The sequence below is a fragment of the Streptomyces liliifuscus genome, assembly GCF_016598615.1.
Classification (GTDB): Bacteria; Actinomycetota; Actinomycetes; order Streptomycetales; family Streptomycetaceae; genus Streptomyces; species Streptomyces liliifuscus.
Genome location: NZ_CP066831.1, coordinates 10,937,576 through 10,961,985 on the forward strand (window position 1 = coordinate 10,937,576; position 24,410 = coordinate 10,961,985).

Genomic DNA, 24,410 nt, shown 5'->3' on the forward strand with positions numbered 1-24,410 from the left:
CCGGTCGGCCGGTGAGGGCTACTTGATGTTGGCCTTGGTGCACAGGGCGGCGTACTTGCCCGTGCACAGCTCTTCCTTGGTGACGAAGCCGTCGTCCACGACGTCCTTGACGTTGTCCTTGTAGATGGCCACCGGCGTCTCCAGCACGGACGGGACCTTGCGCTTGCCCTCGGGGTCCTCGACGGTTGCGTTCGTCTCGCCCTTCTCGCCCTTGGCGAGGGAGACGGCGAGCTTGGCCGTGGCGTCGGCCTCCTTCTTGACCGCCTTGTAGACGGTCATGCACTGATCGCCCGCGAGGATGTTCTGCAGTCCCTGGACGGTGGCGTCCTGGCCGGTGACCGGGACCTCGCCGTTGCGGTTCTGCTTGCGCAGGACGGCGATGGCCGCGTTGCCGAGACCGTCGTTGGCGGCAAGCACGCCACCGATCTTGGGCTCGCTTGTGAGCATCTGCTCGAAGATGGTGCCGGCCTGGGCGTTGTCCCAGTCCGGGACGGACTGGTCCGGGCCTTTCACGTAGTCGCCCGACTTGTACTTCGGGTCGAGGATGCCGTTGTAGCCCTCGGCGAAGAGAGTGGCATTGTTGTCCGTCGGTGAGCCGTTGAGCGTGGCGACGATGGGCTTCTTGGCCTTCATGTCGCTCAGGCACTTGCTGAGGCCTTCGCCCTGCAGCTTGCCGACCGCGGTGTTGTCGAAGCTCACGTAGTACTGGGCGGAGCCGCCGAGCGTGAGCCGGTCGTAGTCGATCGTGGCGACGCCCTGCCCCTTGGCCTTGTCCAGAACTGCCTTACCCGTGCCGCTGTCCAGGTTCACGATCACCAGGACGTTCACACCGCTGGTGATCATCTGGTCTGCGATGGTCTGGAACTCCTGCTTGTCGCCCTGCGCGTTCTGGATGTCGAACTCGACGCCCGCCGCCTTGAACGCCTCGGAGAGGTACTTGCGGTCCGCGGTCTCCCAGCGGGCCGAGGACTTGCTGTCCGGGAGGATCACACCGATCTTCGGCTTGGCGTCGGAGCCGGAGTCGCTGTCGCCCGACGAGGAGTCGCCGCAGGCAGTGAGCGAGCTGACCAGTGCCACCGAGGCGGCTGTGAAGAGGAGTCCCTTGCGCATGGGCAGGGTCCTTTCTGGTGTTACGGCCGGACGACCGGACGTACGAGGGTGGTGAGAAGGAAGCCGAGAAGCGCGCTCTCGGGGGAATTGCCGGGTGTCTGGTGATCCGCCCGGCTGAATGTTGTGAGCGGGAACTTACGGCGCTCCGGACCCCGTGCCCAGACTGCGGGCGGCGCTATTTGTCATCCGCCATAACAATTAGGTGACGCTGTCGCAACGCGGCGACTTAGAAGTCATCTCAATTGGTTGCTGGCGGCGTAGATAACCGCTGGCAGACGTGCTGTGGTGGCGATTGAATGCCTTGGTGAGTAACTACTGGACACCCGCCCATCACGCGGTCGAGCACGAGGACGCGGAGAGCCTGGCCCGGTTGTTGGCCGACGGGTCCGATCCCGATGAGGTCTTCAGCAACATGACGCTGCTGACGCACGCGATCGATGTCGAGGGCGACGGCTCTCTACAGAGCGGCGAACCGTTGACGGTGCATACCACGGCTGTGCTGCTGGCCTTCGGGGCTGATCCGGAGCTCGCCGATCCAGACGGTCACACACCCATGGACATGGCCAATCGCTACGGCCACGACCTGGCGGTGAGGTTGCTGCAAACCCACATCAACGGGCGAGCCGCCGGTAGCAGATGAGGGTGCAGGCAATACTCGTGAAGGCGAGGAAGTGCTCGGCCTTGCGCTCATAGCGACGGTGGAGACGGCGACAGCCGGCAAGCCAGGACATGGTGCGTTCGATCGTCCAACGGTGACGCCCCAACCGCTGCGAGGTCTCAACTCCCTTGCGGGCGATGCGGTGCAGGATGCCTCGACTGCGTAACCACCGCCGCAGGTAGCCGTAGTCGTAGCCCTTGTCTGCATGGAGCTTGTTGGGCCTGCGACGTCGGGGGCCGCGGCGGGACTGGACCGGTGGTATGCCCTTCACGAGCGGGATCAGGGCCTGGCTGTCATGGACGTTGGCACCCGAGATCCCGACGGACAGGGGCAGACCGGTCCGCTCAGTGATTAGATGGATCTCTGAGCCGTACTTGCCCCGGTCGACAGGATTCGGACCTGTCAGGTCCCCCTTTTCAGGGCGCGCATGTTCACTGAATCGATCACGCATCGAGACCAGTCAAGGTCGCCGCGGGAGCCGAGCCCGTCGAGGACAAGACGGTGGAGCTTTGCCCATACCCTGGCCTTCGTCCACTCGGTGAAGCGGCGGTGCGCCGTCGCGCCGGACGGTCCGAACGGTCCGGCCGGCAGTTGCTGCCAGGTACAGCCGGACGTTGCCACGAACACGATGGCAGCCAGCACTTCACGGTCACCGTGCCTTCGTCGGCCACCGCCCTGAGGCCGCGTGGGCGCCTCAGGCGCCACACGCTGGAACAGCTCCCACAACTCGTCCGGCATCAGCCGCTCAACGATCCCCGCCACATCCGACAGCCTACCCACGTAACCAAATGAGATGACGTCTTAAAGAGTGTTTTGTCCTGGGGATGTTGTTTGGTTCCAAGTCAGGCATCGCGCCAGTTCAGGGTGGATTCGCGGGTCAGCCGTCTGCTTATGAGGTCGATCATCGCAATGCGGATCATGGCTTCGGAGCGGTGGGGATGGGTCTCGTAGTCGCGGGCGAGTCGGCGATGGTGCATCAGCCAGCCGAAGGTCCGCTCGACGACCCAGCGCCGCGGGATCACCTTGAATCCCTTCGCGGTCGGATCCCGGTGGACGGCTTCGACGTCGATACCGAGACGTGCGCCGTGATCGATGGCTTTGGTGCGGTACCCGGTGTCCGTCCAGGCCTTTCTGACCTGTGGGTTTGAGGTGGCGATCCGGGACAGCAGGTGGATGCCGCCGACGTTGTCGGAGACGCTGGCAGCGGTGACCCAGACGGCGAGGAGCAGGCCGAGAGTGTCGACGCCGAGGTGACGCTTGCGGCCTGCGATCTTCTTCCCTGCGTCGATTCCCTGCCCAGAAGCCGGCACGTTCGCGGAGGTCTTGACGCTCTGGGCATCGAGCACGCAGGCGCTCGGCTCGGCGTTCCGGCCTTCGGCCTGGCGTACCAACTGGCGAAGGATGCCGTTGAGTTGGTGGAAGACACCGTCCTTCTGCCACGCGGCGAAGTACCCGTAGACGGTCTCCCACGGTGCGAAGTCGTGCGGCAGGTAGCGCCAAGGGATCCCGGTCCGGTCGACATACAGGATGGCGTCCATAATCCGGCGCAGGTCATGCTGGGGTGGGCGCCCGATATCCAGGCCCTTTCCCCTGCGCTCGGCCCGCCAGGCAGTCAGGGCGGGCTCAACCAACTCCCAGCGGGCATCGGACAGATCGCTGGGATACGGGCGCTGTCGCGTCATGTTTCGGTACTACCGTCGGGACCCTCGCATCAGCAGGGCGCAAAAGGGGTTCAGCAGGGGCGCCTTGGGATCAGACAGGAGCGAACGGGCCGAAAAGGGCCTGCACATGTCGTCAACGGCATCACCTGACACACGAGATATCCCTGGCCCCGGCACCCTTGAATCAACCTGACACCCAAAGAGCCACCAAACAACATCCCCAGGACAAAACACTCTTTTAGAGGTCATCTCGATTGGTGGATCGAAGTGCGGGTGACCCTGCGGACTTGGCCACTGGGTGCTGGTGCGACGATGCAGAGATGCGCGAGGTCAATGAGCTGATCAACGTCGACGATCCAGCCTGGCCGCTCCTCCTTCAGGAGCTGTCCGGCACCGACGTACCAGTTGAGGTGCTGCCCGGCGATACCGAGAGGGGTCGCGCTGCTCTGCTGCAGCTACAGGTCTCCGCCGGATCAAATTTGGGCGGCATCGTACTGAACTGTGGCGGTCTGCTCGTGGACAGCGGATGGTTGCGGATCTTCGGAAGCCCGAGCGGTGCCGACGTGGAAGGGCTGCCCGGCCTGGCCGAGATCAACGCGATGCCCGCGGCGTTCGATCCCGCGTGGCCGTCGGGTGCGGGTCTCGTGGTCGCGCACGACGTGCTGGGCGGGGTCTTCACCCTCAATGGGGGCAACCCCCGTGAGGCCGGTCGGCCCGGCGAGCCGGGCGAGATCCTCTACTTCGCCCCCGATGCCCTTGGCTGGGAGGCCCTGGGCGCCGGCCACTCGGCATGGCTGTCCTGGGTTCTTTCCGGAGGGCTCCAGGAGTTCTATGAGGGCCTGCGGTGGGACGGCTGGCGCGACGAAGTCTCTGTGCTGAATGGCCGACAGGGACTGTCGTTCTTCCCGCCGTTGTGGTCGGCCGAGGCCCGTCAGGATCTGCTGGCAACCAGCCGTCGTGCCGCGCCCATGACGGAACTCCTGAGCCTGAGCCGCACCTCGTGCCTTCAGTTCGACGGCGCCGATCCGGGGTTCCTCGGAGTCGCATGAACCGGCTCACCCACCCAGACGCCGGTAGCAGATGAGGGTGGCGGTGATGCCGGCGAAGGCGAGGAAGTGTTCGGCCTTGCGCTCGTAGCGCCGGTGCAAGCGGCGGCACCCGGCAAGCCAGGCCACCGTCCGTTCCACAGTCCAGCGGTGGCGGCCCAGGCGCTGGGAGGGCTCGATGCCCTTGCGGGCGATGCGCGGGGTGATGTTCCGGGAACGTAGCCACCGTCGCAGGTGGTCGTAGTCGTACCCCTTGTCGCCATGGAGTCTGGCGGGGCGTCGTCGACGCGGTCCGCGGCGGGAGCGAATGGGCGGGATGCCGCGCACGAGAAGCCGAGGCCCTGGCTGTCGTGGGTGTTCGCGGCGGAGATTCCGATCGAGAGCGGCGTACCGGACCGCTCGGTGATCAAATGGATCTTTGATCCCTTCTTGCCGCGATCTACGGGATTTGGACCCGTCAGGTCCCCCCTTTGAGGGCCCGCGTGTTCGCTGAGTCGATCGCGCACCGCGACCAGTCCAACTCTCCACGGGCGCCGAGTTCGTCCAGGACTATGCGGTGAAGCTTGCCCCACACCCTGGCCCGGCTCCACTCGGTGAAACGGCGGTGCGCGGTCGGTCCAGACGGACCGAAAACCGGCGGCAGTTGCCGCCAGGTACAGCCCGTCGTGGCCACGTACACGATCGCCGCCAGCACTTCGCGATCACCGTACCGCCGTCGACCACCGCCCTGCGGACGCACCGGAGCAGCCGGGACCACCCGCTGAAACAAATCCCACAACCCGTCCGGAACCAGACGTCCCACCCACGCCATCACGACAGACAGCCTAGCGATCAAGCTAGTTGAGACGACCTCTTAGACGACTGCCTGCACCATTCCTCATCGGCGCCCGATCCCACCTACTCAACACCGTCGTGATGCGAACGTTAACGCCGTCGCGATGCGAACCAGACCGCAGACCGAACGCGCGACCGATTCGGCGCTCGGGGCGTTCAGGTTCGCAACGGAACGGCGCCCAAAACGCTCGACTTCGATGCACGGTGCCACGTCACCTACCGTCGGCTCAGGGTCAACGACGAACATCGCAAACGTTGCCTGACGCGGCACTCGCTATCGAGCCGTCCGGCTACTTGTCGACCAGCGACATGTGGTGCTCGTTGTAGCGGTCCCCCTGTACCCCGCCCCGGTCAGCGAGTTCGTTGAGGCCCGACAGTTCGTCGGCGGAGAGCGGTAGTTGAGTGGCGCCGATGTTCTCCTCGATGCGGGCGATGCGCCGCGTTCCGGGAATCGGGACGATCCACGGATGCTGTGCAAGCAGCCAGGCGAGCGCTACCTGCCCCGGTGTGGCGTCCTTGGCCTGCGCGAGCGCTGCAATGTGATCGATGAGCGCCTGATTGGCCGCTCGGTTCTCGGCCGTGAACCGTGGAATGGTGGTTCGGACGTCGTCGGCCGCGAACGACGTCGAGGCGTCCACCGCCCCAATCAGGAACCCCTTGCCGAGCGGGCTGAAGGGAACGAATCCGATGCCGAGCGCCGCGCACGTCTGCAGGATCTGTGACTCGGGATCCCGGGTCCACAGCGAGTACTCGCTCTGCACTGCTGTGACCGGGTGGACCGAGTGAGCACGACGGATGGTCTCCGCACCGGCCTCCGAGAGCCCGAAGCAGCGGACCTTGCCCTCCTGCACGAGCTCCGCCACCGTGCCGGCGACGTCTTCGATCGGCACCTGTGGATCAACACGGTGCTGGTAGAACAGGTCGATCGTCTCCACCCCGAGCCGTTCGAGGGAGGCCGTCGCGACGGCACGGATCTGCTCGGGCCGGCTGTTGAGTCCGACTGACGCACCGTTCTCGATAGGGAAGCCGAACTTCGTGGCGATCACCACGTGGTCACGGACCGGAGCGAGGGCCTCTCCGACGAGCCGCAAAGTAGGTCGTGAGTAGCGGGACGAGTTCCGTTCCCCCGTCCTGAGTGCCGTCGTTATCGCGCTGTTCTGGTCGAACGTACCTGTACGGCGCCTTCTGCCTGGACATGGACCTGGGGTCGGCTGCTGCCCCGCCCCCGAACCCCGGCGGACGTTGAGCGGTCGGCCACGGAGCCGCGATGAGGCGACGTCATCGCCTTGCTCCCAGGGCTGCCTGGCTGACCCGAGGCCGGCCAGTGTCCAAGGGGGCGCGGCCAAGGTTCACCTGGCGGCCGGGTCCGGGCCAGGGGCGCGAGGCGGGCGCTCGCTCTGTGACAGACCATCGATGACCAGGTCGTAGGAGTGTTCGATCGCAACGTCGATCAGCCGCTTTGTGATGCACCGCCCGGGCCCCAGCGCGATCCAGTGTCTCTTGTCGAGATAGCGGGGTGATCGAGGTATAGCCGGCTCCAGTGCCCGCTCGTGCTCGGGCTCGCACTTGACGGTGATGCTCTGTTCCTCCGGGTCGTCGGTGACGATCAGGAACACCTTGTCCGCGACCTTGGACACGTCGACTCTGGGGGTGAAGGGGCGGCCGTGGCTGACGTCGGGACGTCGGTTCCGAACTGATCTATCGGACCAAGGCGTTGAAGGCCCCGGCCGTGCGGGATTCGGCAGCCCGGCTCGCCGAGCGAGCCCGCAACGAGGGCTGGAGTCACGAGGAGTATCTGGCCGCATGCCTGCAGAGGGAGGTCGCCGCCCGCGACTTCCACGGCGCCGAGGGCCGCATCCGGGCGGATCGCTTTCCCTCTCGCAAGTCGCTTGAGGACTTCGACTTCGACCACCAGCGGTCCGTGAAACGCGAGGTCATTGCTCATCTGGGGACACTGGAATTCGTCGCCGGAAAGGAGAATGTGATCTTCCTTGGGTCGCCCGGCACTTGCAAGACCCACCTCGCCACCGGGCTCGGCATCCGGGCCTGCCAGGCCAGCCACCGCGTCGTCTTCGACACCGCCGCCCAGTGGGTCACCCGCCTCGCCGAAGCCCATCAAGCAGGGCGTCTGAGCGAAGAGTTGACCCGGCTTGGCCGGATCCCTCTGATCGTGGTCGATGAAGTGGGTTGCATCCCCTTCGAACCCGAGGCCGCGAACCTGTTCTTCCAGTTCATCTCGGGCCACTACGAACGCGCCTGGGCCATCGTGACAAGTGCTGTGACCGGATAGGTTCGCCGGTTTGGTGGTCGCGGCGATTAGATGTGGGGTGACGTCCGATCCGACCGCTGGAGGCGCGGTGGCTGAGCCCGTCCGTGTGCGCACCCGTACTCCGAAGTCCCCGACTACGGGCCCGCCCTGGAGCAGATGCGGACCGACGGCCAGCACGAGTGGCGCGAGCTCTCCGGCCGCAGCAGGCTCAGCACCGCCGTCGGCACCGGCCCCTACGTCCATGTCGACCGCCCCGACCTCGCCCATCAAGGCCATCCAGCGAGTCACCGCGCAGGCCACGCCCCGCTGGTAGGCGCCGAGGAACTCCCACACGGATAACCCGCGCAACCCGCATAGCCCGTGCAACCGACACAACCCGAAGGACCAGATCACCGATCTGGTCCTTCGTGCTTTGGCGGCCTGCCGTGATGCTCCCCTCCAGGGGGAACGCGGGGTCCGGAACCGCCGTCCGTCTCGGTTTCCGTGCCCAGGCAGTTGAGCAACGGCCTCTCGTCATCCGTCACTTGTGGGGCAAACGACCGACACACTCAGCGACCGGACCGGGCTACTGTCCCGTCGTACGGGGCTGACACCGACCACAACAAAAGCCTCCTATCTCCTGCCGAGGTCGTAGACCAACTCGGCTTCATCCGTCCGAGCAAGCCCATTGGCCTGCTCTTTTGATCCGGAGACCCATGGCTTCCTCCAGCAAGATCCGCAGCGTCCTGCGCAAGACCGCGGTTCCCCTGACCGCCACACTCCTCACCCTTGGCATCAGTGCCTCCATGACGACACCCGCCTCGGCGTCCAACTCCTACAACGGCAACACCTACATCCAGGGCGCCGGAGACTTCACGGACGACTGGACCGACGAGGGCATCGTCGCCGAGTTCGGGGGCTACAACCGGAATTCCAATGCCACGTGCCTGTGGCAGAAGATCGTCTTCTGGGCGGATTCTTCCAGCGGTGGCCACAGGGACCAGATCGACGGCTACTTCGGCCACAACACCACCATTGCCACACATGCGTGGCAGAGCAAATATATGAGCCCCATTGACGCCGACGGCTCGGTAGGGAAGAACACCTGGGCCGCCGCGGGCAAGCAACTCAGGGACACGGACGACGACGGGACGGTCGACAAGTACGACGGCCGGTACAGGGACATCGCGATCTCACGTGTCAACGGGGTCTACCACTTCGCCGACGCCGACGGCAACGACCGAAAGGCCAGCTACGACGCCCGAACCTGCACCATCGTCTAGGGTCCGTCTTCAAACGGATCCTGCCCAGAGCAGGAATGACGCGAGTGTGACCGCTGCTTCGTAGGAAGTGGCGGTCTTCTCGTATCGGGTGGCGATTCCACGGAAGCCTTTGAGCCGGTTGAAGCAGCGTTCGACGACGTTGCGTTGACGGTAGATCTGCCGGTCGAACATCGGTGGCCGCCCGCCGAGATGCCCGCGGTTGTGCCGGTGTCGCTGCTGGTCGGTCTTCTCTGGGATGGTGTGCCCGATGCCGCGTTTGCGCAGGTAGGCGCGGAAGCCGCGGGAGCTGTAGGCCTTGTCTGCGATGACCTGGTCAGGCCTGCAGCGTGGTCGGCGGGCCGGTGCGAGGGACGCGGATGCGCTCCAGAAGAGGTCGCGCGCAGATGCTGTCGTGGCGTTGGCCGGGTGTCACCAGGACTGCGAGCGGGCGCCCCTTGCCGTCGCAGGCGAGATGGATCTTGGTGGTCAGGCCTCCTCGGGATCGGCCGAGGGCGCGATCGTCCGGTTCGTCCGGCCTGTTGGTCCCCCTGGCGATCAGTCGGCGCTGTCGCTGGTGACTTCGACGGCGGCACCGAGGTTCGGGGCCGCCCTCCGGGCGAGTTCCCTGGCATGGTGCCGATCCACGCCTTCCGCCACGACGATGCTTACCGCCGATCCAGACACAGCATCGCGTCGCAGAGTCGCGCGGATGACGGGGTACTGAGCGAGCACCGCCTCGTACGCGGCGATCGCCTCTGCGGGGAAACCGTCGTTGAAGTCGGTCTCCACAAAGAGCCCCCCTTTGACCGTTAGGACAATCACGCCAGAGAGTGGCCGGTGCCGGTCGCCCTTGCCGTACATGTCCTTGAACACTGCCAATGCTCCGGTGGCATCGACTGCGGTGACCTCGATCCGCCAGCGGTCGGTTGCTTTCTTCCAGGGCGCGTCATTGATGTCGGCGTCCGCCACGCGGTCGTCGGCCGTCAGTGACCGCCACAGCGCCAGGACCTCTCCGGTGCGCCCCTCGTCCGCGACAACGGTGAAGGTGATGCCATCCGCCGCGATTCGTCCGGTGATCTTGTCGTGACGGGAGACGTACTCTCTCAACTCGCCCACCAGTTTGGTCACGCGGTCGGCCGAAGTGCCGTCCTTGAGGATCAGCGTGCCGGTCGACGTTCCTTTGAAGGGCAGCGTGTTGTTCTCGGTGGTGCGGATTTTCGCCACGTCCGGCGTACCGGCCCAGTTTTCTTCGAAATCCGCGGCGAGTGCCGTGCCCTTGTCGATGGCGCAGCCGGTCAACGAGGGCAGGCCCAGCACGAACGCGATGATCAGTACCGGCCACTGCAGGGCGCTTCTTCTCAGTGTGGTCTCCTTGAAAGCGGGTGAGCACGCCAGGGCTGATCAGCCCTGAAGCCAGCCTGCGGTGGTCGCGACCAGCTCCAGCCAGCCTGCGCTGGTCGTCGACGGTGAGCAAGCTTGCCTTCCTGGTTGAGGTGAGGCCGCGCTGGGGCTGATAGCCAGGTTCTCCAGCGGTACATACGCTGCTACTGCGTCAATTTGCGGCGCCAACAGACAGATTGACGCTCCACCTGCCCGCGCTTCGCCGTTGTCGCGCGAGTGGCCCGGAGTGCGCAGGCTGGTTCGCCGTCGGCCAATTGGGCGGGGCGGCCGCCGCTGACGAAGACCGTTCGGGAGCGTCAGTTCCTGAAGTCCGGCCGTTGCCGACCGTTGTGGCGCAGCCGGAGCCGATGCCGGGGGCGCGAGCGCAGCACTGGATGGAGGTTCCAGCCCTGCTCCGAGGCGACGCGCAGGACGTACCCGGCGCCAACGCCCCGGAAGTAGTGTGTCCCGAGTTCCAGGTCGCGGTGGTACTCGCGACGGTAGTGGGAGGTCTCCACTCGCCGGGTCTGCTTTTCGATGCGCCGGTCCACGCGCGCCTGGTAGTACGTCGTGTCGCCCTCCCGCACCAGCGCCACCGGGGTCACGCACCAGAGCGGGACGAACGGCACCCGGCCCAGCGTGGCGTCCAGCACCCGTATCGCACCGTTCTCGGCACGCGGCACCATGTGGACAATCAGCTCGGCTACCGTCGCCACGCAGTAGAAGCAGGCGGCGAGGAAGACCCACACCACCCACCACAGTGGCAGGAACACCAGGGTCAGGGGGAGAAGCAGCAGCCAGCGCAGTACGGCCGGACGGACAGGAAGCGGCCCCCAGGCGGGGTCGTCGTAATCAGGCACGAATGGTGTCTTCCCCTCGGTTCGCCATCGCTCGACGGTGCGCCCGTGAGCGTACGCCGGGGCTGACCCGCACGGAGCGGCAGGTTGTGGCGACACCGGCTTCAGTGTGGGTTGGCAAGCAGTTGGAGGCTGTGGCAGGCACAGCCCCTGGGCGTACTTGAGGCATCTCGCGTGGCCGGACCGAATGCGCCGTCGACGGCAGGTTCACCACCACGCTGTGAGCGCGCTCCCCGCGCTCGCAGCGTGCGGCTTGGGCTTTAACGCCGCTGCGCCTGGCGGCGGTTGACAGAGCATGTCGAACTGCACTGGCCCGGCCGGGGAGCTGAGAGGAAAAGAAGGTCCGCTCGCGGTGGCGCAAGCTGCCGTCCGAACGGAACCCCACGATGGTGCTGCCACGGTTCAGGGCTCCGGGGCATCAGGGAGCGTCGCTACGAGGAAGTGGACGACCTCACGCCGACAATTCGGTAGTAGTACTGGTCCTGCCTGGTCAGGATGTCGATGCTGGTGTAGCCGATGCCGGCATTCTCGTTGAGGGCGGAGTAGAGGCGGCCGTCGCCCGCGTAGAAGCCGACATGGCCGTCGTAGAAGACGAGATCGCCGACCTGCCGCTCGGACGCAGGGACCCGCAGGACGTCGAGAGGCTGGAGGTTGCTGTTGTTGGACTCGTTGTTCGCGGCCTCCCCCACCGCCCAGCTGTAGTAGCTGTTCGCTGTCTTGCGGGTCCAGTCCGAGGGCAGGTCGGGCACGCGGTTGTACGAGTGGTACACCAGGCCGGAGCAGTCGAAGGTGTCCGGCCCCTCAGTGCCCCACTCGTACGGCTTGTCGGTTTGGTCGAGCGAGTAGTGGTAGGCCACGCGGGAGAAGTTGTACACGCTCTTGGTCGTCGAGCACTCGACGCCCGACGCCGTGGTGCCGTTCTGGGTGATGATCTGCAGACGCCGGAACTGGGCGATGTCCGAGGGGTTCCAGGTGTCCTCGCCGCCCGAGACGGTGTCGCCATGGAGGACGGCCGCGGTTTCTCCGGTGCGGAACACGAACGGCTGGGCGCCGTCGGCGCCGACCGCGTTCATCCTGAGGACGGGCGGCTTGCCGTCGCCCCGGTCGGTGTCGGTCAGCGTCCAGTGGATGCTGGCCTCGTTCGAGCTGTGCCAGTAGATCTGGACCAGGGACCGCGCTCCGGCGCAGCCGCCGGTCACGGTGATGCTGGGGTTGGCGATCGGCTCGTTCGCGGAGGCCGGCGGTGCGGTAGCCAGGCCCATCGAGCCTGCCGCTATGAGAAGTGCACCTGTCGTCAACGCGTTCCTGAGTCTTGCGAGGACTCTCATGCGGAACTCCCGGGATCTTCGGCACGCCACATGCCGGACGTATGAGTTCGGTAGGACGGCTGGCGGTGAAAGGGGTTGAGCGTGAGGTCATGTGCGCCCCGCCACGGCCGGTGTCAGCCTGTACGACGGGCACGGTAGCCCGGCCAGGCCGCAGAGTGTGCCGGTCGTTTGCCCCACAAGGAACAGCCACCGCACACACCGGAATACGCGCAAGGCAGCGTCAGAAGGCCGGCCCCGACACCTTCATCGCACCGAGGCCGAGGCTTACGGGCGCTCTACCTTGATCGTGGGTCAACTACCCTTGTTTCCATGCGGCACGGGGGACGCAAGGGGAACGAGGACGGAACCACTGATTCGACAGGCGGCCCCAGGTCCAGCGAGCGCCTGGTGATCCTGGCCCTTGAGCGCTTCGGGGTGTGGCTCCGGTCCATCGTGGTCTGCCTGTGCGGTGCGCTGGGCGTCGTCTCGGCGGATGCGGCGGAGATTCCCCTGGCGGTGTCTCTGCTGGTGCCCGCTTTCCTCGCCTGTGGTGTGCGCCTTTACTCGCTGCGCCGCCCGCGCATGTTCCCGCTTGCCCTGCTGTGGACGTTGGACGCGGCCGTGGTGGTGTTGACGGGGCTGTCTCAGCCGGTGATCGGCGGCGAGGCCGCGGATGTGATGGTGGAGGCGATGGTCGGCATCAGCGTCGTCGCCTTCCAGTACGAGTGGGCGACGCGACCGGTGGCCGGGGCTGCCCTGGCCGCGTTGGGGGCTGTCGTGTTCGTGCTGGGCGACGTCCTCTCCTCGCCCGGGCACGGCCCCGACTGGGTACCCCTGGCGCGCATGCTGATCCAGGTGGGCCTGTCGAGGGCCGCCTACCTCATCGTTCGGGGGCTGGCCAGGGCGGCGGACCGGTCGGCCGCGGTCAGGGCGGCAGCGCGCCGGGAGATGGAGGTCGCCGCCGCACGCAGGGCGACCGAGCGCGAGTACCTGGCGACCCTGCACGACACGGCGAGCGCGACGCTGCTGATGGTCTCCCAGGGCGACGGCCGGGACTGGTCGTGGCTGCCTCCACGTGCCAGACAGGATCTGGAGGCCATGTCCGCCGTGCCCGGATTCGAGACGGGGAGCGTCGACCTCGCGGCTCTCCTCGGCTGTGTGCCCGAAGGTGAGGGACAGACCAGGGTGCGGCTCAAGACGCGCATCGATGGCCCGCTCGCGATTCCGTCCGGCCCTGGGCTCGCGATATTCAACGGGGTCCGGGAGGCCGTCACCAATGTGGCACGCCATGCCGGGGTGCGGGAGGCGGAGCTCAGGGCATGGACAGAGGGAGAAGGCGCCGTCGTCGAACTGTCCGACGCGGGACGGGGGTTCAACCCGGAGTCCGTCCCCGCGCGGCGCCGGGGCATCTCCGGTTCCATCATCGCCAGGATGCACGCGGTCGGAGGCTCCGCTTCCGTCACCTCCCATCCGGACATCGGGACCCGCGTGCAGTGGCGCTGGCACGGCCAGACGCGGGCGCCACAGGCAGGCGACGGAGCACAGGCGCCCGGCGTACCGCGCCCGCCCCGCGCCCAGGTCCAGCACACGGCCGACGTCCGCTTCATCCGTGGGCGGCTCCTGTACGGGACCCAACTGGCCGTGCTGCTGATCAGCCTGGTGTGGCAGTTCACCATCTCGCTGCGCCGGCTCGTGGTCCACCAGGACGTGTACCGCCCCGCGTGGGCACAGACGGCCGCCTTCGTCTGCCTTGCCGCCGTCGCGGTGATCGGGGGCGCCTATCTGCTGCGTGGCAGACAGATCCCTCCGAGGGTGCGCTGGTGGAGCCTGGGCTCGGCGCTGGCTGTTTCGGCGGTCTGCGCGTTCACGCTCCCGCCGGAGCAGTCGACAGGTGCACCGGACTGGGCGTTCGGAGTGGTCGGCTGGCACGCGCTGTTCCTGCTGGCAGACCTGCGGGTCAGGGTATTCGCGGCGTTCCTCGGGGCGCATGTGGGGCTCAACGCGACTGCTGTGTTCCTGTCCGGGGCGCCAACTGTCGCCCAGTGGGCCACCATGGGGATCTCCACGATAGGCAGCTGCGGCTTCCAGCTATCCGTCGGTGTACTGATGACGTACCTGCTCCACGGTACGGCGCCAGCAGCGGGGACCGAGGCCGCACGGGAGGAAGAACTGCGTACCCGGGAACGCATCCACGAGGACATGCAGCGTGACCACAAGGACCGCTACCGCGCGCTGACGGCGACGACCGTGCCGCTGCTCGTGGGCCTTGGCCATGGTGTGCTGAGCCCGCACGACGAGGAGGTCAGGTTCCGGTGCGGCGTGGAAGCCGCCCGTATGCGCCGCCTGTTCGCGGAAAGCGATGCCGTCCTGGACCCGCTGCTGAACGAGTTGCGGGCGTGCGTCGAGGTGGCCGAGCACCAGGGGGTGACGGTGAGCCTGGCCGTACGGGGCCAGCCGGGTGAGGTGCCTGTGGAGGTACGCAGGGAGTTGATCGACCCGGTGGCGGTGATTCTGAGCCGTACCCGCTCGACCGCGCGGGTGACTGTCGTGTGGACACCCCGCGTGGTACGCGTGAGTGTGGTCAGCGAGGACTGCGCCGGCGGCCGGGGCGCGGAAAGAGCCGCTCAGGCACACGGCCGTGCCACGGACGTGAAGGTGGACGTGACGCGAACGATGCGCGGCGGAAGTGTGTGGGTGGAGGCCGGCTGGAGAAGACCGGCAGCCTCCGGAGTTGACCTCACATGAGTGACAACGCACCGGTCAGCGTGGTCGTCGTCGACGATCATCCCGCCATCCTCTCGGGCGTGGAGGCGTGGTACGCCGCATCACGGCGGCCCATCACCGTGGTCGCGGTCGGCGGCTCCATACGGGAAGCCTGGACCGCGCCGGGCAGCACGGCCGACGTCGTCGTCCTGGATCTGCAACTGGGCGAGGGCGGCCCCGCCTTCGGCAGCCTTCGAAGACTCGTCGACGCCGGGCGGCAGGTGGTCGTCTACTCGATGCGGGACGACGAGAAGACAGCGCTCAACTGCCTGGACCTGGGAGCCGCGACCTATCTGACCAAGAGCGAGGGCCGAGACCATCTGGTCGAGGCGACGCTGGCGGCAGCGGACGAGCGGCCCTACATGGCGCCCGCACTGGCTGGCGCGCTGGGAACAAATACCCGCGCCGACCGCCCCCAACTCTCAGTGCGCGAGGAGAACGTGCTCATCGAGTGGTTCCAGTCGGAGTCGAAGGAGTTGGTCGCGCAGCGTCTCGGGATCTCCGTACGGACGGTCAACTCGTATCTGGACCGGGTGCGCATCAAGTACGCGAACGTCGGCCGACCCGCGCGGACCAAGGCAAGCCTGGTCGCCCGCGCCATCCAGGACGGGCTGGTCGACGTGGACGACCTCTGAGTGCAGGAGTAGGTGCCACTGATGCACGTCTTCAGCATGATCGGGGTCTCTAGCGCACATCACGCTGGCTATAGCGGCCTGGAGTGGGGGGCGCAGTGCGACCTTTCGGCGTGGTCAGCCAGCCCGCCACCCCTGTCGAACGACTCTCGGACGTCACCCATCCGGACTTTGTCCTGGGTGTGGAAAAAGAGGCACCCAAGTTGAGCGTAAGTACTTCCCAGTCTGGAAAATCGTTGTTACGTTCCTCTTCAACAACCTGACGGTGCAGTCGGTGCCGACAGGCACCTGGATTCCCGGCCGTGGGTGAGGGGAGAGGAGGGATCGTGAGACGGATGACTGCTCGGCCTGAGAACGCGCATCAGGCGCGGCTGCTTCGTCTACTGCGTGACGACGGGTCCAACTCTCGTGCCCAGCTGGGTGATCTGGTGGACCTGTCCCGCTCGAAGCTGGCCGTCGAAGTGGACCGGCTGCTGGAGACGGGGCTGGTCGTCGCGGACGGGTTGGCCCCGTCCCGGGGTGGCCGGCGGTCGCACAACATCCGGCTCGCGCCGACGCTGCGTTTCCTCGGTGTCGACATCGGCGCCACCTCGGTCGATGTCGCCGTGACGAATGCGGAGTTGGAGGTGCTGGGGCACATCAACCAGCCCATGGACGTGCGAGAGGGCCCGGTCGCGGTCTTCGAGCAGGTGCTGTCCATGGCGGCGAAGTTGAAGGCCTCGGGGCTCGCGGAGGGGTTCGACGGCGCCGGCATCGGCGTGCCCGGCCCGGTCCGCTTCCCCGAGGGCGTCCCGGTCGCCCCGCCGATCATGCCGGGCTGGGACGGGTTCCCGGTCCGGGAGGCACTGAGTCAGGACCTCGGCTGTCCGGTCATGGTCGACAACGACGTGAACCTGATGGCGATGGGGGAGCAGCACGCGGGCGTGGCCCGTTCCGTGGGCGACTTCCTCTGCGTCAAGATCGGTACCGGTATCGGCTGCGGGATCGTCGTCGGCGGAGAGGTCTACCGCGGTACGACGGGCAGCGCGGGCGACATCGGCCACATCCAGGCCGTGCCGGACGGCCGCCCGTGCGCGTGCGGCAACCGGGGCTGCCTGGAGGCCCACTTCAGCGGCGCCGCGTTGGCCGCTGACGCGGAGCAGGCCGCGCGCGAGGGACGGTCGGCCCAGCTTGCCGCCCGGTTGGAGACGGCCGGGCGTCTGACGGCCGAGGACGTATCGGCTGCCGCGGCAGCGGGGGACGCGGTGGCCCTGGAGCTGATTCGGGAGGGTGGGAAGCGTCTGGGCCAGGTCATCGCCGGGCTTGTCAGTTTCTTCAATCCGGGGCTGGTGGTCATCGGCGGCGGTGTGACCGGGCTCGGGCACACGTTGTTGGCCAGTGTTCGGACCCAGGTGTACCGGCAGTCGCTGCCGCTCGCCACCGGCAATCTACCGATTGTGCTGGGGGAGTTGGGGCCGGCCGCCGGAGCGATCGGTGCAGCCCGCCTCATCAGCGACCACGTCTTCTCGCCCGCCTGACCACTGCCTGACCCCGTCGGTGACGGACCACCACTTGCGCCACTGCACCCCCGTGGCGTCGCCCCAACGTCACTGCACCCCACTGGCATCACCCCACGACCATCGCGCCTCGGCAACCCCATTGCGCCGTCGCGACACCCGTAGAACCACCGCGACACCACAGCCCCGCCGTCTCCACCACATGAAGCGCCGGCGCCCGGCTCCCACCACTGCATGAATCCCAGGCCGTTGGCCTTGCCTTGCCCTGTTCTGCCTTGCCCTGTTCAGCCCCTACGCCCCCGGCGGCATGCCGCCCCGGGCTTCCCAGAGCTGTCCACGTACCCGATCCACCCTGTCCAGCTCCGCTCGCTCACGGCCCGCACCTGCCGAGGGGATTTCTCATGGCACCACCATCACCCCTGCTCACCATGTCCGGTATCACCAAGTCGTTCCCGGGAGTTCGCGCCCTGGACGGTGTGGACCTCGAGGTCCAGGCCGGCGAAGTCCACTGCCTCCTCGGCCAGAACGGAGCCGGAAAGTCCACGTTGATCAAAGTGCTCGCCGGCGCTCACCAGCCCGACAGCGGTGAGATCACCTGGCGGGGCGAGGACGTGACCCTGGGGTCGCCGATCGCCGCCATGCGCCTCGGTATCGCCACCATCTACCAGGAACTCGATCTGATCGAGGGGCTGTCCGTCGCGGAGAACGTCTTCCTCGGGCACGAGCCGACCTCCGCCGGGTTCGTCGTGCGCGGCTCCGCCGCCCGTACGGCGACCGCGGAGTTGCTGGAGCGTCTGGGGCACTCGGAGATCGACCCCGCGCGGCTCGTCGGTGACCTGTCCGCGGCGCAGCAGCAGATCGTCTCCATGGCCCGTGCACTGTCCCACGAGGTCCGGTTGATCGTGATGGACGAGCCGTCCGCGGCGCTCGACCCCGAAGAGGTGGACAACCTCTTTCGGATCGTGGGTGATCTGACGGCCGACGGGGTCGCCGTCATCTACATCTCCCACCGCCTGGAGGAGATCCGGCGCATCGGCGACCGGGTCACGGTGCTGAAGGAGGGCCGCTCGGTCGCGGGCGGTCTGCCCGCCGAGTCGACGCCGACCCATGAGGTCGTGGCCCTGATGACCGGGCGGAATGTGGAGTACGTCTTCCCCGAGCGCCCCGAGGCAGGATCCGCCATGGGGAGGGAACCGGTGCTGACGGTCCAGGGGCTGACCCGGCGAGGGGAGTTCGCGCCCGTCGATCTGGAGCTGCGGCCCGGTGAGATTGTCGGTCTGGCCGGGCTCGTCGGGTCCGGGCGCAGCGAGATCCTGGAGACGATCTACGGGGCTCGCCGGCCTGACGGCGGTCGGGTCCTCGTCGAGGGCACACCACTGCGTCCGGGAAGCGTCCGGGCCGCGGTCCGCGCCGGCATCGGTCTCGCGCCCGAGGAACGCAAGGCGCAGGGCCTGCTGATGCTGGAGTCCGTCAGCAGCAACGTCTCGGTCTCCACTCTGTCCCGGTTCGCCCGCGCGGGCTGGATCGACCGGCGTACCGAGCGGACCGCGACGCACCAGGCGGTGCGGGAACTGTCCCTGCGCCCCGACAATCCGGATGCCGCGATCAGGACCCTGTCCGGCGGCAACCAGCAGAAGGCTGTCCTCGCACGGTGGCTGTTGCGGGGCTGCAAGGTGCTGCTGCTGGACGAGCCGACCAGGGGCGTGGACATCGGCGCCCGGGCGGAGCTCTACGCCGTGATTCGCCGGCTGGCCGACGAGGGCCTGGCCGTACTTCTCGTGTCCAGTGAGGTGCCCGAGGTCCTGGGGCTCGCCGACCGGGTGCTGGTGCTGCGAGAAGGCAGCGTCGTGCACACCGCGGACGCCCGGGAGCTCGACGAGCACCGTGTACTCGATCTTGTGATGGAAGGGAGCCCGACGCCATGACGCAGCCGGCCACCGCGCCCCAGAAGGAAGCGCCGCCGTCCGCCACCAAGTCCGCGGGGGACCAAGGCAGTTCACGCCGCCCCGTGCTGCGGTGGGACGTGCGTACGCTGTCCCTGCTCGGAGTCCTCGCCGCCCTCGTCGCGGTCGGCGGGATCACCGCACCGGACGAGTTCCTGGCCACTAGCAATCTGCAGCTCGTCCTCACCCAGGCGTCCGTGATCGGCGTCGTCACCGTAGGCATGACCTTCGTCATCACCAGCGGCGGGATCGACCTGTCGGTCGGCGCGATGGTGGCGCTCGCCTCGGTGTGGGCGACGACCGTGGCGACCCAGGAGTTCGGCTTCGCCGGCATCCTCTTCACCGCCGTGATCGTCGGTGTGGGCTGCGGCCTCGTGAACGGTCTGCTGATCGCGTACGGCAGGATGGTGCCGTTCATCGCGACGCTGGCCATGCTCGCCTCCGCCCGTGGCCTGGCGTTGCAGATCACGGACGGCAGCACCCAGGTCGTGAGCGTCGAATCGGTGCTCGATCTCGGCGCCAAGGACGCCTACGTCCTCGGCATCCCGCCCCTTGTCCTGATCTTCGGCGCGGTCACCGTCATCGGCTGGCTGCTGCTCAACCGCACCACCTTCGGCCGCCGCACCGTCGCGGTCGGCGGCAACGCGGAGGCGGCACGCCTCGCCGGCATCGACGTCCGCCGCCAGCGCCTGTATCTGTACCTGCTGTCCGGACTGTGCTGCGGTATCGCCGCGTTCATGCTCATCGTGCTCGCCGGCTCGGGCCAGAACACCAACGGCAACCTCTACGAGCTGGACGCCATCGCAGCCGCGATCATCGGCGGCACCCTGCTCAGCGGCGGCCGCGGCACCATCATCGGCTCGGTCCTCGGAGTCCTGATCTTCACCACGATCACCAACATCTTCGCCCTGAACAACCTCGAGACCGCGGTCCAGCAGATCGCGAAGGGCGCCATCATCGTCGCCGCCGTCCTGGTCCAGCGCCGCTCGCTGCACGGCGACACCTGACGCCGTACCGCACACCGCCGGACGGCGGCCCCTGACACCGCCGTCCGGCACCCCCACAGCCTCCATCTGACGCACACCGCCCAGTCGAAGGGTCGATCCACCATGGCAAGAACCCCCGCCACCAGCCGCAGAGCACTGCTGTTCGGCACCGCGGCCGTTTCCGCCGGCGCGCTTCTGACGGCCTGCACCAGCAACGAGCCCAAGGACCAGGAAGGGGCCGCGGACAACGCCGCCCCGGTCGCCGACGACAAGCCCGGCAAGCAGGTCACCATCGGCTTCGCCGGCCCGCAGGCCGACCACGGCTGGCTCAACGCGATCAACGACAACGCCAAGAGCCGCGCCAAGAAGTACTCCGACGTCACCCTGGAGATCACCGAGGGCTCCAACGACACCGCCCAGCAGATCGGCCAGATCCAGACCCTGATCAACAAGAAGGTCGACGTCCTGGTGATCCTGCCGGCCGACGGCAAGGCCCTCACCCAGGTCGGCCTCCAGGCCATGAGGGCCGGCATCCCCGTCGTCAACCTGGACCGCGTCTTCGCCTCCCCGCAGGCCTACCGCTGCTGGATCGGCGGCGACAACTACGGCATGGGCCTCAACGCCGGCCACTACATCGGCGAACAGCTCAAGGACACGAAGAACGCCAAGGTCGTCGAACTCGCCGGCCTCGACAACCTCGAACTGACCCAGCAGCGCACCAAGGGCTTCGACGACGCCCTGAAGAACTACCCGAACATCAAGAAGGTGGCCCGCCAGGCGGCCGACTTCACGGTGGAGTCCGGGCAGGCGAAGATGGCGCAACTCCTCCAGGCCCAGTCGAAGTTCGACGCGCTGTGGAACCACGACGACGACCAGGGCGTGGGCGCGCTGCGCGCCATCGAGCAGGCAGGCCGCGACGACTTCCTGATGGTCGGCGGCGCAGGCGCCAAGTCCGCGATGGACGCCATCAAGGCGGGCGACAGCGTGCTCAAGGCGACCGTCCTGTACCCGCCCACGATGGCCGCCTCCGCCATCGATCTCGCCCGGGCGCTCGGCCAGGGCAAGGGCGTCGGCGGTCTCGCCGAGTTCGAGATCCCGTCCTCGCTGACCCTCTACTCGGCCGTGGTCACCAAGGACAACGTCGACCAGTACCTGCCGACCGGCTTCATCTGACCGGCCCGGGCCGTGCGCCCCGCGAACACAGTGATGAGTCAGTGACACTCCGACGAGGAGGAATCCGTATGGAACAGAGGGACAGTCGGAACGCACCGCCGGCACTCGGCGTGGGCATGGTCGGCTACGCGTTCATGGGCGCCGCGCACTCACAAGGGTGGCGCACCGTTGGGCGCGTGTTCGACCTGCCGCTGCGGCCGGTCCTGGCCGCGATCGCCGGCCGTGACGCGCACGCCGTGCGGGCGGCGGCCGACAAGCACGGCTGGGCCGCGGCGGAGACCGACTGGCGTGCCCTCATCGTCCGCGACGACGTACAGCTCGTCGACATCTGCACCCCGGGCGACAGCCATGCGGAGATCGCGATCGCCGCGCTGGAGGCGGGCAAGCACGTACTGTGCGAGAAGCCGCTGGCCAATTCGGTCGCCGAGGCGGAGGCCATGACCGCGGCTGCCGAAGCGGCCCGCTCGCGCGGGCAGTTGGCCATGGTGGGCTTCAACTACCGGCGGGTGCCCGCCCTCGCCTTCGCCCGCCGGCTCATCGCCGAGGGCAGGCTGGGCACGCTGCGCCACGTGCGGGTCAGCTACCTCCAGGACTGGCTGGTCGATCCCGACTTCCCGCTGACCTGGCGGCTGCAGCGGGATCACGCGGGGTCGGGGGCGCTCGGTGACCTCGGCGCGCACATCGTCGACCTCGCGCAGTACCTGGCGGGTGAGGTGCTGGTCGGCGTCTCCGCCCAGATGGAGACCTTCGTCAAGCACCGCCCTCGCCTCGACGGTGCCTCCTCGGGCCTGTCCGCTGCCGGCGGCACCGAGCACGGTCCGGTGACGGTCGACGACGCGGCCGTCTTCACCGGTCGGCTCGCCTCGGGGGCGCTCGCCGTGTTCGAGGCGACCCGAATGGCCTCGGGGCGAAAGAACGCCCTGCGGCTGGAGATCAACGGCGAGTCCGGTTCGCTCGCCTTCGACCTCGAGCGGCTCAACGAACTGTCCTTCCACGACCACCGGGAGCCCGCCGCCACAGCGGGGTTCCGCAGGATCGTCGTCACCGAGGCCGAACACCCCTACCTGGAGGGCTGGTGGCCGCCGGGCCATGCGCTCGGCTACGAGCACACCTTCGCCCATCAGGCCCGCGACCTGGTCGAGGCCATCGCGTCGGGCACCGACCCGATGCCGTCGTTCGCCGACGGTCTGCAGGTGCAGCGGGTGCTCGCCGCGGTGGAGGAGAGTGCGCAGAAGAACTCCGTCTACACCCCTGTCCAGGCCGTCGAGGCCGAAGTCCGCTAGAGAGCCGTCAGGAACCCCGCTCGGAGGCACCATGCCACGCCCGTTCACCCTGTTCACCGGTCAGTGGGCCGATCTGCCGTTGGAGGAGGTCTGCAGGCTGGCCGCCGAGTTCGGCTACGACGGTCTCGAACTCGCCTGCTGGGGCGACCACTTCGAGGTCGACAAGGCGCTGGCCGATCCGTCCTATCTGGCCGGCCGGCATGCCCTGCTGGAGAAGTACGGCCTGAAGTGCTGGGCGATCTCCAACCATCTCGTCGGCCAGGCCGTGTGCGATCACCCCATCGACGAACGGCACCAGGGCATCCTGCCCGCCCGGATCTGGGGCGACGGGGAGCCGGAGGGGGTACGCCGGCGGGCCGCGGCCGAGATCAAGGACACGGTGCGGGCCGCGGCCGCCTTCGGTGTCGACACGGTCGTCGGGTTCACCGGATCGTCGATCTGGCATCTGGTGGCGATGTTCCCGCCGGTACCGGAGCGGATGATCGAGCGCGGCTACGAGGACTTCGCCGAGCGGTGGAATCCGATCCTGGACGTGTGCGACAGCGAGGGTGTCCGCTTCGCCCACGAGGTCCATCCGAGCGAGATCGCCTACGACTACTGGACCACGCAACGCGCCCTGGAGGCGGTGGACCACCGGCCGGCCTTCGGGCTCAACTTCGACCCCAGCCACTTCGTCTGGCAGGACCTGGACCCGGTCGGCTTCCTCTACGACTTCCGGGACCGGATCTATCACGTCGACTGCAAGGAGGCTCGCAAGCGTCTGGACGGGCGCAACGGGCGGCTCGGCTCCCATCTGCCCTGGGGCGACCCGCGGCGCGGCTGGGACTTCGTCTCCGCCGGGCACGGTGACGTCCCATGGGAGGACGTGTTCCGGATGCTGCGTTCGATCGGTTACGGCGGGCCCGTCTCCGTGGAGTGGGAGGACGCCGGCATGGACCGTCTCGTCGGCGCGCCGCGTGCGCTCGCCCATCTGAAGCGGTTCGACTTCGAGCCACCTTCGGCGTCCTTCGACGCCGCCTTCGCGGGCGGCGACAACTAGCGTTCCGGGGCCAGGACGTGACACGCCGTCGGTTTTCAGCGGCGCGGTCGTGGCGGGGCGCGTCCTGGCGGCGGGGGCGCGCATCGGCTCAGCCCGCGCGTAGTTGGGGCACCGGCGAGCCGTAGCTGCCCTCCTGACCTGGTGAGCGCCGACCAGGTCCATGCCCGGTGGCGGGAGAGCCACCGGGCCGGTCCGGGCTGCCCTGACTCCACTTTGTCCTGATCAAGGAAAAAGTTCGTCGTCTTCGGTGCGCGAAGGGTTCCGGTCAAGGACGAACGGGGCTACGGTCCCTTCGTGTACAGGCACCACACAGTGGTTCGAGACTGATGGCGCATTCAGGTCGCACGGCGCACGGTTCGTGCGACCGGCCACGGAGGACGTCCCCGCACGGCGCAGGGTGACGAGCCCTCAGGTATCCGCATTTCCACCGGCCGGCCCTTTTGCCGCCCACCCGCACTCCGTAACCGTGCCGAACACGGAGGAGTCCTCCTCGGCCGCGGCCGAAGCCGCCCTGACGCCGGCGGTGGGTGGGAGGCCCCGGAGCCCCCTCCCACCGCCCTCCACACCACATCGGCACCTCGACATGGCAGGAGGCAGCCCGTGAACCACGACCGGAAACGTGCGACGGCACCGGCCTGCCGCCCCTGCCCTCACTCGTCCTCGGCGGCCACCGCACCACCCCCTGTCCGCTGTCCCGGCGAGCCCAACTCCTCACCGACGCGGGCGTCCTGG

22 protein-coding genes and 2 pseudogenes are annotated in these 24,410 nt (G+C 67.7%); 13 read left to right on the forward strand and 11 right to left on the reverse strand.

The window, feature by feature from the left end:
- Positions 1–18: 18 nt before the first annotated feature.
- A complete protein-coding gene (locus JEQ17_RS47640; RefSeq protein WP_200401164.1) occupies positions 19–1,110 on the reverse strand; it encodes a sugar ABC transporter substrate-binding protein in 1,092 nt (363 codons plus the stop codon).
- A 304-nt stretch (positions 1,111–1,414) separates the two neighbouring features.
- On the opposite strand from JEQ17_RS47640, the gene JEQ17_RS47645 reads away from it, so the two are divergent.
- Positions 1,415–1,750, forward strand: coding sequence for an ankyrin repeat domain-containing protein (locus JEQ17_RS47645; protein WP_200401165.1), 336 nt, complete (start codon positions 1,415–1,417; stop codon positions 1,748–1,750).
- Here JEQ17_RS47645 and JEQ17_RS47650 read toward each other — a convergent pair.
- Together JEQ17_RS47650 and JEQ17_RS47655 are read right to left on the reverse strand one after the other, a co-directional pair.
- A protein-coding gene (locus JEQ17_RS47650; protein WP_200402101.1) for an IS5 family transposase occupies positions 1,722–2,506 on the reverse strand; the annotation gives its coding sequence in 2 pieces (ribosomal slippage) (positions 1,722–2,182 and positions 2,182–2,506; 786 coding nt in all). The two genes, JEQ17_RS47645 and JEQ17_RS47650, sit on opposite strands and share 29 nt — an antisense overlap.
- Positions 2,507–2,610: 104 nt before the next feature.
- A complete protein-coding gene (locus JEQ17_RS47655; protein ID WP_200401116.1) occupies positions 2,611–3,450 on the reverse strand; it encodes an IS5 family transposase in 840 nt (279 codons plus the stop codon).
- A gap of 299 nt (positions 3,451–3,749) precedes the next feature.
- Here JEQ17_RS47655 and JEQ17_RS47660 point away from each other — a divergent pair, with 299 nt between their 5' ends.
- Positions 3,750–4,478 (forward strand): DUF2625 family protein, encoded by a 729-nt coding sequence (locus JEQ17_RS47660; RefSeq protein ID WP_200401166.1) that lies wholly within the window; start codon positions 3,750–3,752, stop codon positions 4,476–4,478.
- 6 nt (positions 4,479–4,484) lie between these two features.
- On the opposite strand, the pseudogene JEQ17_RS47665 reads toward JEQ17_RS47660, so the two are convergent.
- From JEQ17_RS47665 to JEQ17_RS50340, 3 genes and pseudogenes are all read right to left on the reverse strand, one after another.
- A pseudogene (locus tag JEQ17_RS47665) lies at positions 4,485–5,286 on the reverse strand (IS5 family transposase).
- Between the two features lie 313 nt (positions 5,287–5,599).
- Positions 5,600–6,655 (reverse strand): aldo/keto reductase, encoded by a 1,056-nt coding sequence (locus JEQ17_RS47670; protein ID WP_325176323.1) that lies wholly within the window; start codon positions 6,653–6,655, stop codon positions 5,600–5,602.
- A gap of 3 nt (positions 6,656–6,658) precedes the next feature.
- Complete coding sequence (locus JEQ17_RS50340; RefSeq protein ID WP_234048659.1) at positions 6,659–6,946, reverse strand: MmcQ/YjbR family DNA-binding protein; 288 nt, start codon at positions 6,944–6,946, stop codon at positions 6,659–6,661.
- A 77-nt stretch (positions 6,947–7,023) separates the two neighbouring features.
- On the opposite strand from JEQ17_RS50340, the gene JEQ17_RS47680 reads away from it, so the two are divergent.
- The 3 genes from JEQ17_RS47680 to JEQ17_RS47690 all read left to right on the forward strand — a co-directional run bounded on the left by JEQ17_RS47680 (position 7,024) and on the right by JEQ17_RS47690 (position 8,840).
- Complete coding sequence (locus JEQ17_RS47680; RefSeq protein ID WP_325176324.1) at positions 7,024–7,599, forward strand: ATP-binding protein; 576 nt, start codon at positions 7,024–7,026, stop codon at positions 7,597–7,599.
- A gap of 135 nt (positions 7,600–7,734) precedes the next feature.
- Entirely contained in the window at positions 7,735–7,917 is a 183-nt protein-coding gene (locus JEQ17_RS47685) for a hypothetical protein (RefSeq protein WP_200401168.1), read from the forward strand.
- Between the two features lie 356 nt (positions 7,918–8,273).
- Positions 8,274–8,840 carry a peptidoglycan-binding domain-containing protein gene (locus JEQ17_RS47690; RefSeq protein ID WP_234048660.1) on the forward strand — a complete coding sequence of 189 codons (567 nt, stop codon included), beginning with the start codon at positions 8,274–8,276 and terminating at the stop codon, positions 8,838–8,840.
- Between the two features lie 9 nt (positions 8,841–8,849).
- Here the strand turns inward: JEQ17_RS47690 and JEQ17_RS50995 are convergent.
- The 5 genes and pseudogenes from JEQ17_RS50995 to JEQ17_RS47710 form a co-directional block, all read right to left on the reverse strand.
- A pseudogene (locus JEQ17_RS50995) lies at positions 8,850–9,158 on the reverse strand (transposase); the annotation flags it as partial.
- Positions 9,154–9,378: a transposase gene (locus tag JEQ17_RS51000; RefSeq protein WP_407700179.1), complete on the reverse strand. Its 225-nt coding sequence runs from the start codon at positions 9,376–9,378 to the stop codon at positions 9,154–9,156. The gene JEQ17_RS51000 and the pseudogene JEQ17_RS50995, both read right to left, overlap by 5 nt.
- Entirely contained in the window at positions 9,375–10,136 is a 762-nt protein-coding gene (locus tag JEQ17_RS50350) for a hypothetical protein (RefSeq protein WP_234048661.1), read from the reverse strand. Before JEQ17_RS50350 ends, JEQ17_RS51000 begins: the two co-directional genes overlap by 4 nt.
- 380 nt (positions 10,137–10,516) lie before the next feature.
- Complete coding sequence (locus JEQ17_RS47705) at positions 10,517–11,059, reverse strand: hypothetical protein (RefSeq protein ID WP_200401169.1); 543 nt, start codon at positions 11,057–11,059, stop codon at positions 10,517–10,519.
- Between the two features lie 428 nt (positions 11,060–11,487).
- Complete coding sequence (locus tag JEQ17_RS47710) at positions 11,488–12,354, reverse strand: C40 family peptidase (RefSeq protein ID WP_200401170.1); 867 nt, start codon at positions 12,352–12,354, stop codon at positions 11,488–11,490.
- Between the two features lie 339 nt (positions 12,355–12,693).
- Between JEQ17_RS47710 and JEQ17_RS47715 the strand changes: the two genes are divergently transcribed.
- The 8 genes from JEQ17_RS47715 to JEQ17_RS47750 all read left to right on the forward strand — a co-directional run bounded on the left by JEQ17_RS47715 (position 12,694) and on the right by JEQ17_RS47750 (position 23,678).
- Positions 12,694–15,108, forward strand: coding sequence for a sensor histidine kinase (locus JEQ17_RS47715; RefSeq protein WP_234048662.1), 2,415 nt, complete (start codon positions 12,694–12,696; stop codon positions 15,106–15,108).
- On the forward strand, positions 15,105–15,761 hold the full coding sequence (locus JEQ17_RS47720; protein ID WP_200401171.1) for a response regulator transcription factor: 657 nt from the start codon (positions 15,105–15,107) through the stop codon (positions 15,759–15,761). The genes JEQ17_RS47715 and JEQ17_RS47720 overlap by 4 nt, the downstream gene beginning before the upstream one ends.
- Positions 15,762–16,093: 332 nt before the next feature.
- The gene (locus tag JEQ17_RS47725; RefSeq protein ID WP_200401172.1) at positions 16,094–17,275 is read left to right on the forward strand and encodes an ROK family transcriptional regulator; all 1,182 of its coding nucleotides are present in this window, start codon (positions 16,094–16,096) and stop codon (positions 17,273–17,275) included.
- 380 nt (positions 17,276–17,655) lie between these two features.
- The gene (locus JEQ17_RS47730; RefSeq protein ID WP_200401173.1) at positions 17,656–19,179 is read left to right on the forward strand and encodes a sugar ABC transporter ATP-binding protein; all 1,524 of its coding nucleotides are present in this window, start codon (positions 17,656–17,658) and stop codon (positions 19,177–19,179) included.
- Positions 19,176–20,204 carry an ABC transporter permease gene (locus tag JEQ17_RS47735; RefSeq protein WP_200401174.1) on the forward strand — a complete coding sequence of 343 codons (1,029 nt, stop codon included), beginning with the start codon at positions 19,176–19,178 and terminating at the stop codon, positions 20,202–20,204. Before JEQ17_RS47730 ends, JEQ17_RS47735 begins: the two co-directional genes overlap by 4 nt.
- 102 nt (positions 20,205–20,306) lie before the next feature.
- Positions 20,307–21,356 (forward strand): substrate-binding domain-containing protein, encoded by a 1,050-nt coding sequence (locus tag JEQ17_RS47740; protein ID WP_200401175.1) that lies wholly within the window; start codon positions 20,307–20,309, stop codon positions 21,354–21,356.
- Between the two features lie 68 nt (positions 21,357–21,424).
- Positions 21,425–22,639 (forward strand): Gfo/Idh/MocA family protein, encoded by a 1,215-nt coding sequence (locus JEQ17_RS47745; protein WP_200401176.1) that lies wholly within the window; start codon positions 21,425–21,427, stop codon positions 22,637–22,639.
- A 31-nt stretch (positions 22,640–22,670) separates the two neighbouring features.
- Positions 22,671–23,678: a sugar phosphate isomerase/epimerase family protein gene (locus JEQ17_RS47750; RefSeq protein WP_200401177.1), complete on the forward strand. Its 1,008-nt coding sequence runs from the start codon at positions 22,671–22,673 to the stop codon at positions 23,676–23,678.
- The last annotated feature ends 732 nt before the right edge of the window (positions 23,679–24,410 follow it).

Bases quoted from the DNA above. Each gene is read 5' to 3' on its own strand.
- JEQ17_RS47640 (WP_200401164.1), bottom strand. From the start codon at position 1,110: ATGCGCAAGGGACTCCTCTTCACAGCCGCCTCGGTGGCACTGGTCAGC.
- JEQ17_RS47655 (WP_200401116.1), bottom strand. From the start codon at position 3,450: ATGACGCGACAGCGCCCGTATCCCAGCGATCTGTCCGATGCCCGCTGG.
- JEQ17_RS47660 (WP_200401166.1), top strand. From the start codon at position 3,750: ATGCGCGAGGTCAATGAGCTGATCAACGTCGACGATCCAGCCTGGCCG.
- JEQ17_RS47685 (WP_200401168.1), top strand. From the start codon at position 7,735: ATGCGGACCGACGGCCAGCACGAGTGGCGCGAGCTCTCCGGCCGCAGC.
- JEQ17_RS47690 (WP_234048660.1), top strand. From the start codon at position 8,274: ATGGCTTCCTCCAGCAAGATCCGCAGCGTCCTGCGCAAGACCGCGGTT.
- JEQ17_RS47715 (WP_234048662.1), top strand. From the start codon at position 12,694: ATGCGGCACGGGGGACGCAAGGGGAACGAGGACGGAACCACTGATTCG.
- JEQ17_RS47720 (WP_200401171.1), top strand. From the start codon at position 15,105: ATGAGTGACAACGCACCGGTCAGCGTGGTCGTCGTCGACGATCATCCC.
- JEQ17_RS47725 (WP_200401172.1), top strand. From the start codon at position 16,094: ATGACTGCTCGGCCTGAGAACGCGCATCAGGCGCGGCTGCTTCGTCTA.
- JEQ17_RS47730 (WP_200401173.1), top strand. From the start codon at position 17,656: ATGGCACCACCATCACCCCTGCTCACCATGTCCGGTATCACCAAGTCG.
- JEQ17_RS47735 (WP_200401174.1), top strand. From the start codon at position 19,176: ATGACGCAGCCGGCCACCGCGCCCCAGAAGGAAGCGCCGCCGTCCGCC.
- JEQ17_RS47740 (WP_200401175.1), top strand. From the start codon at position 20,307: ATGGCAAGAACCCCCGCCACCAGCCGCAGAGCACTGCTGTTCGGCACC.
- JEQ17_RS47745 (WP_200401176.1), top strand. From the start codon at position 21,425: ATGGAACAGAGGGACAGTCGGAACGCACCGCCGGCACTCGGCGTGGGC.
- JEQ17_RS47750 (WP_200401177.1), top strand. From the start codon at position 22,671: ATGCCACGCCCGTTCACCCTGTTCACCGGTCAGTGGGCCGATCTGCCG.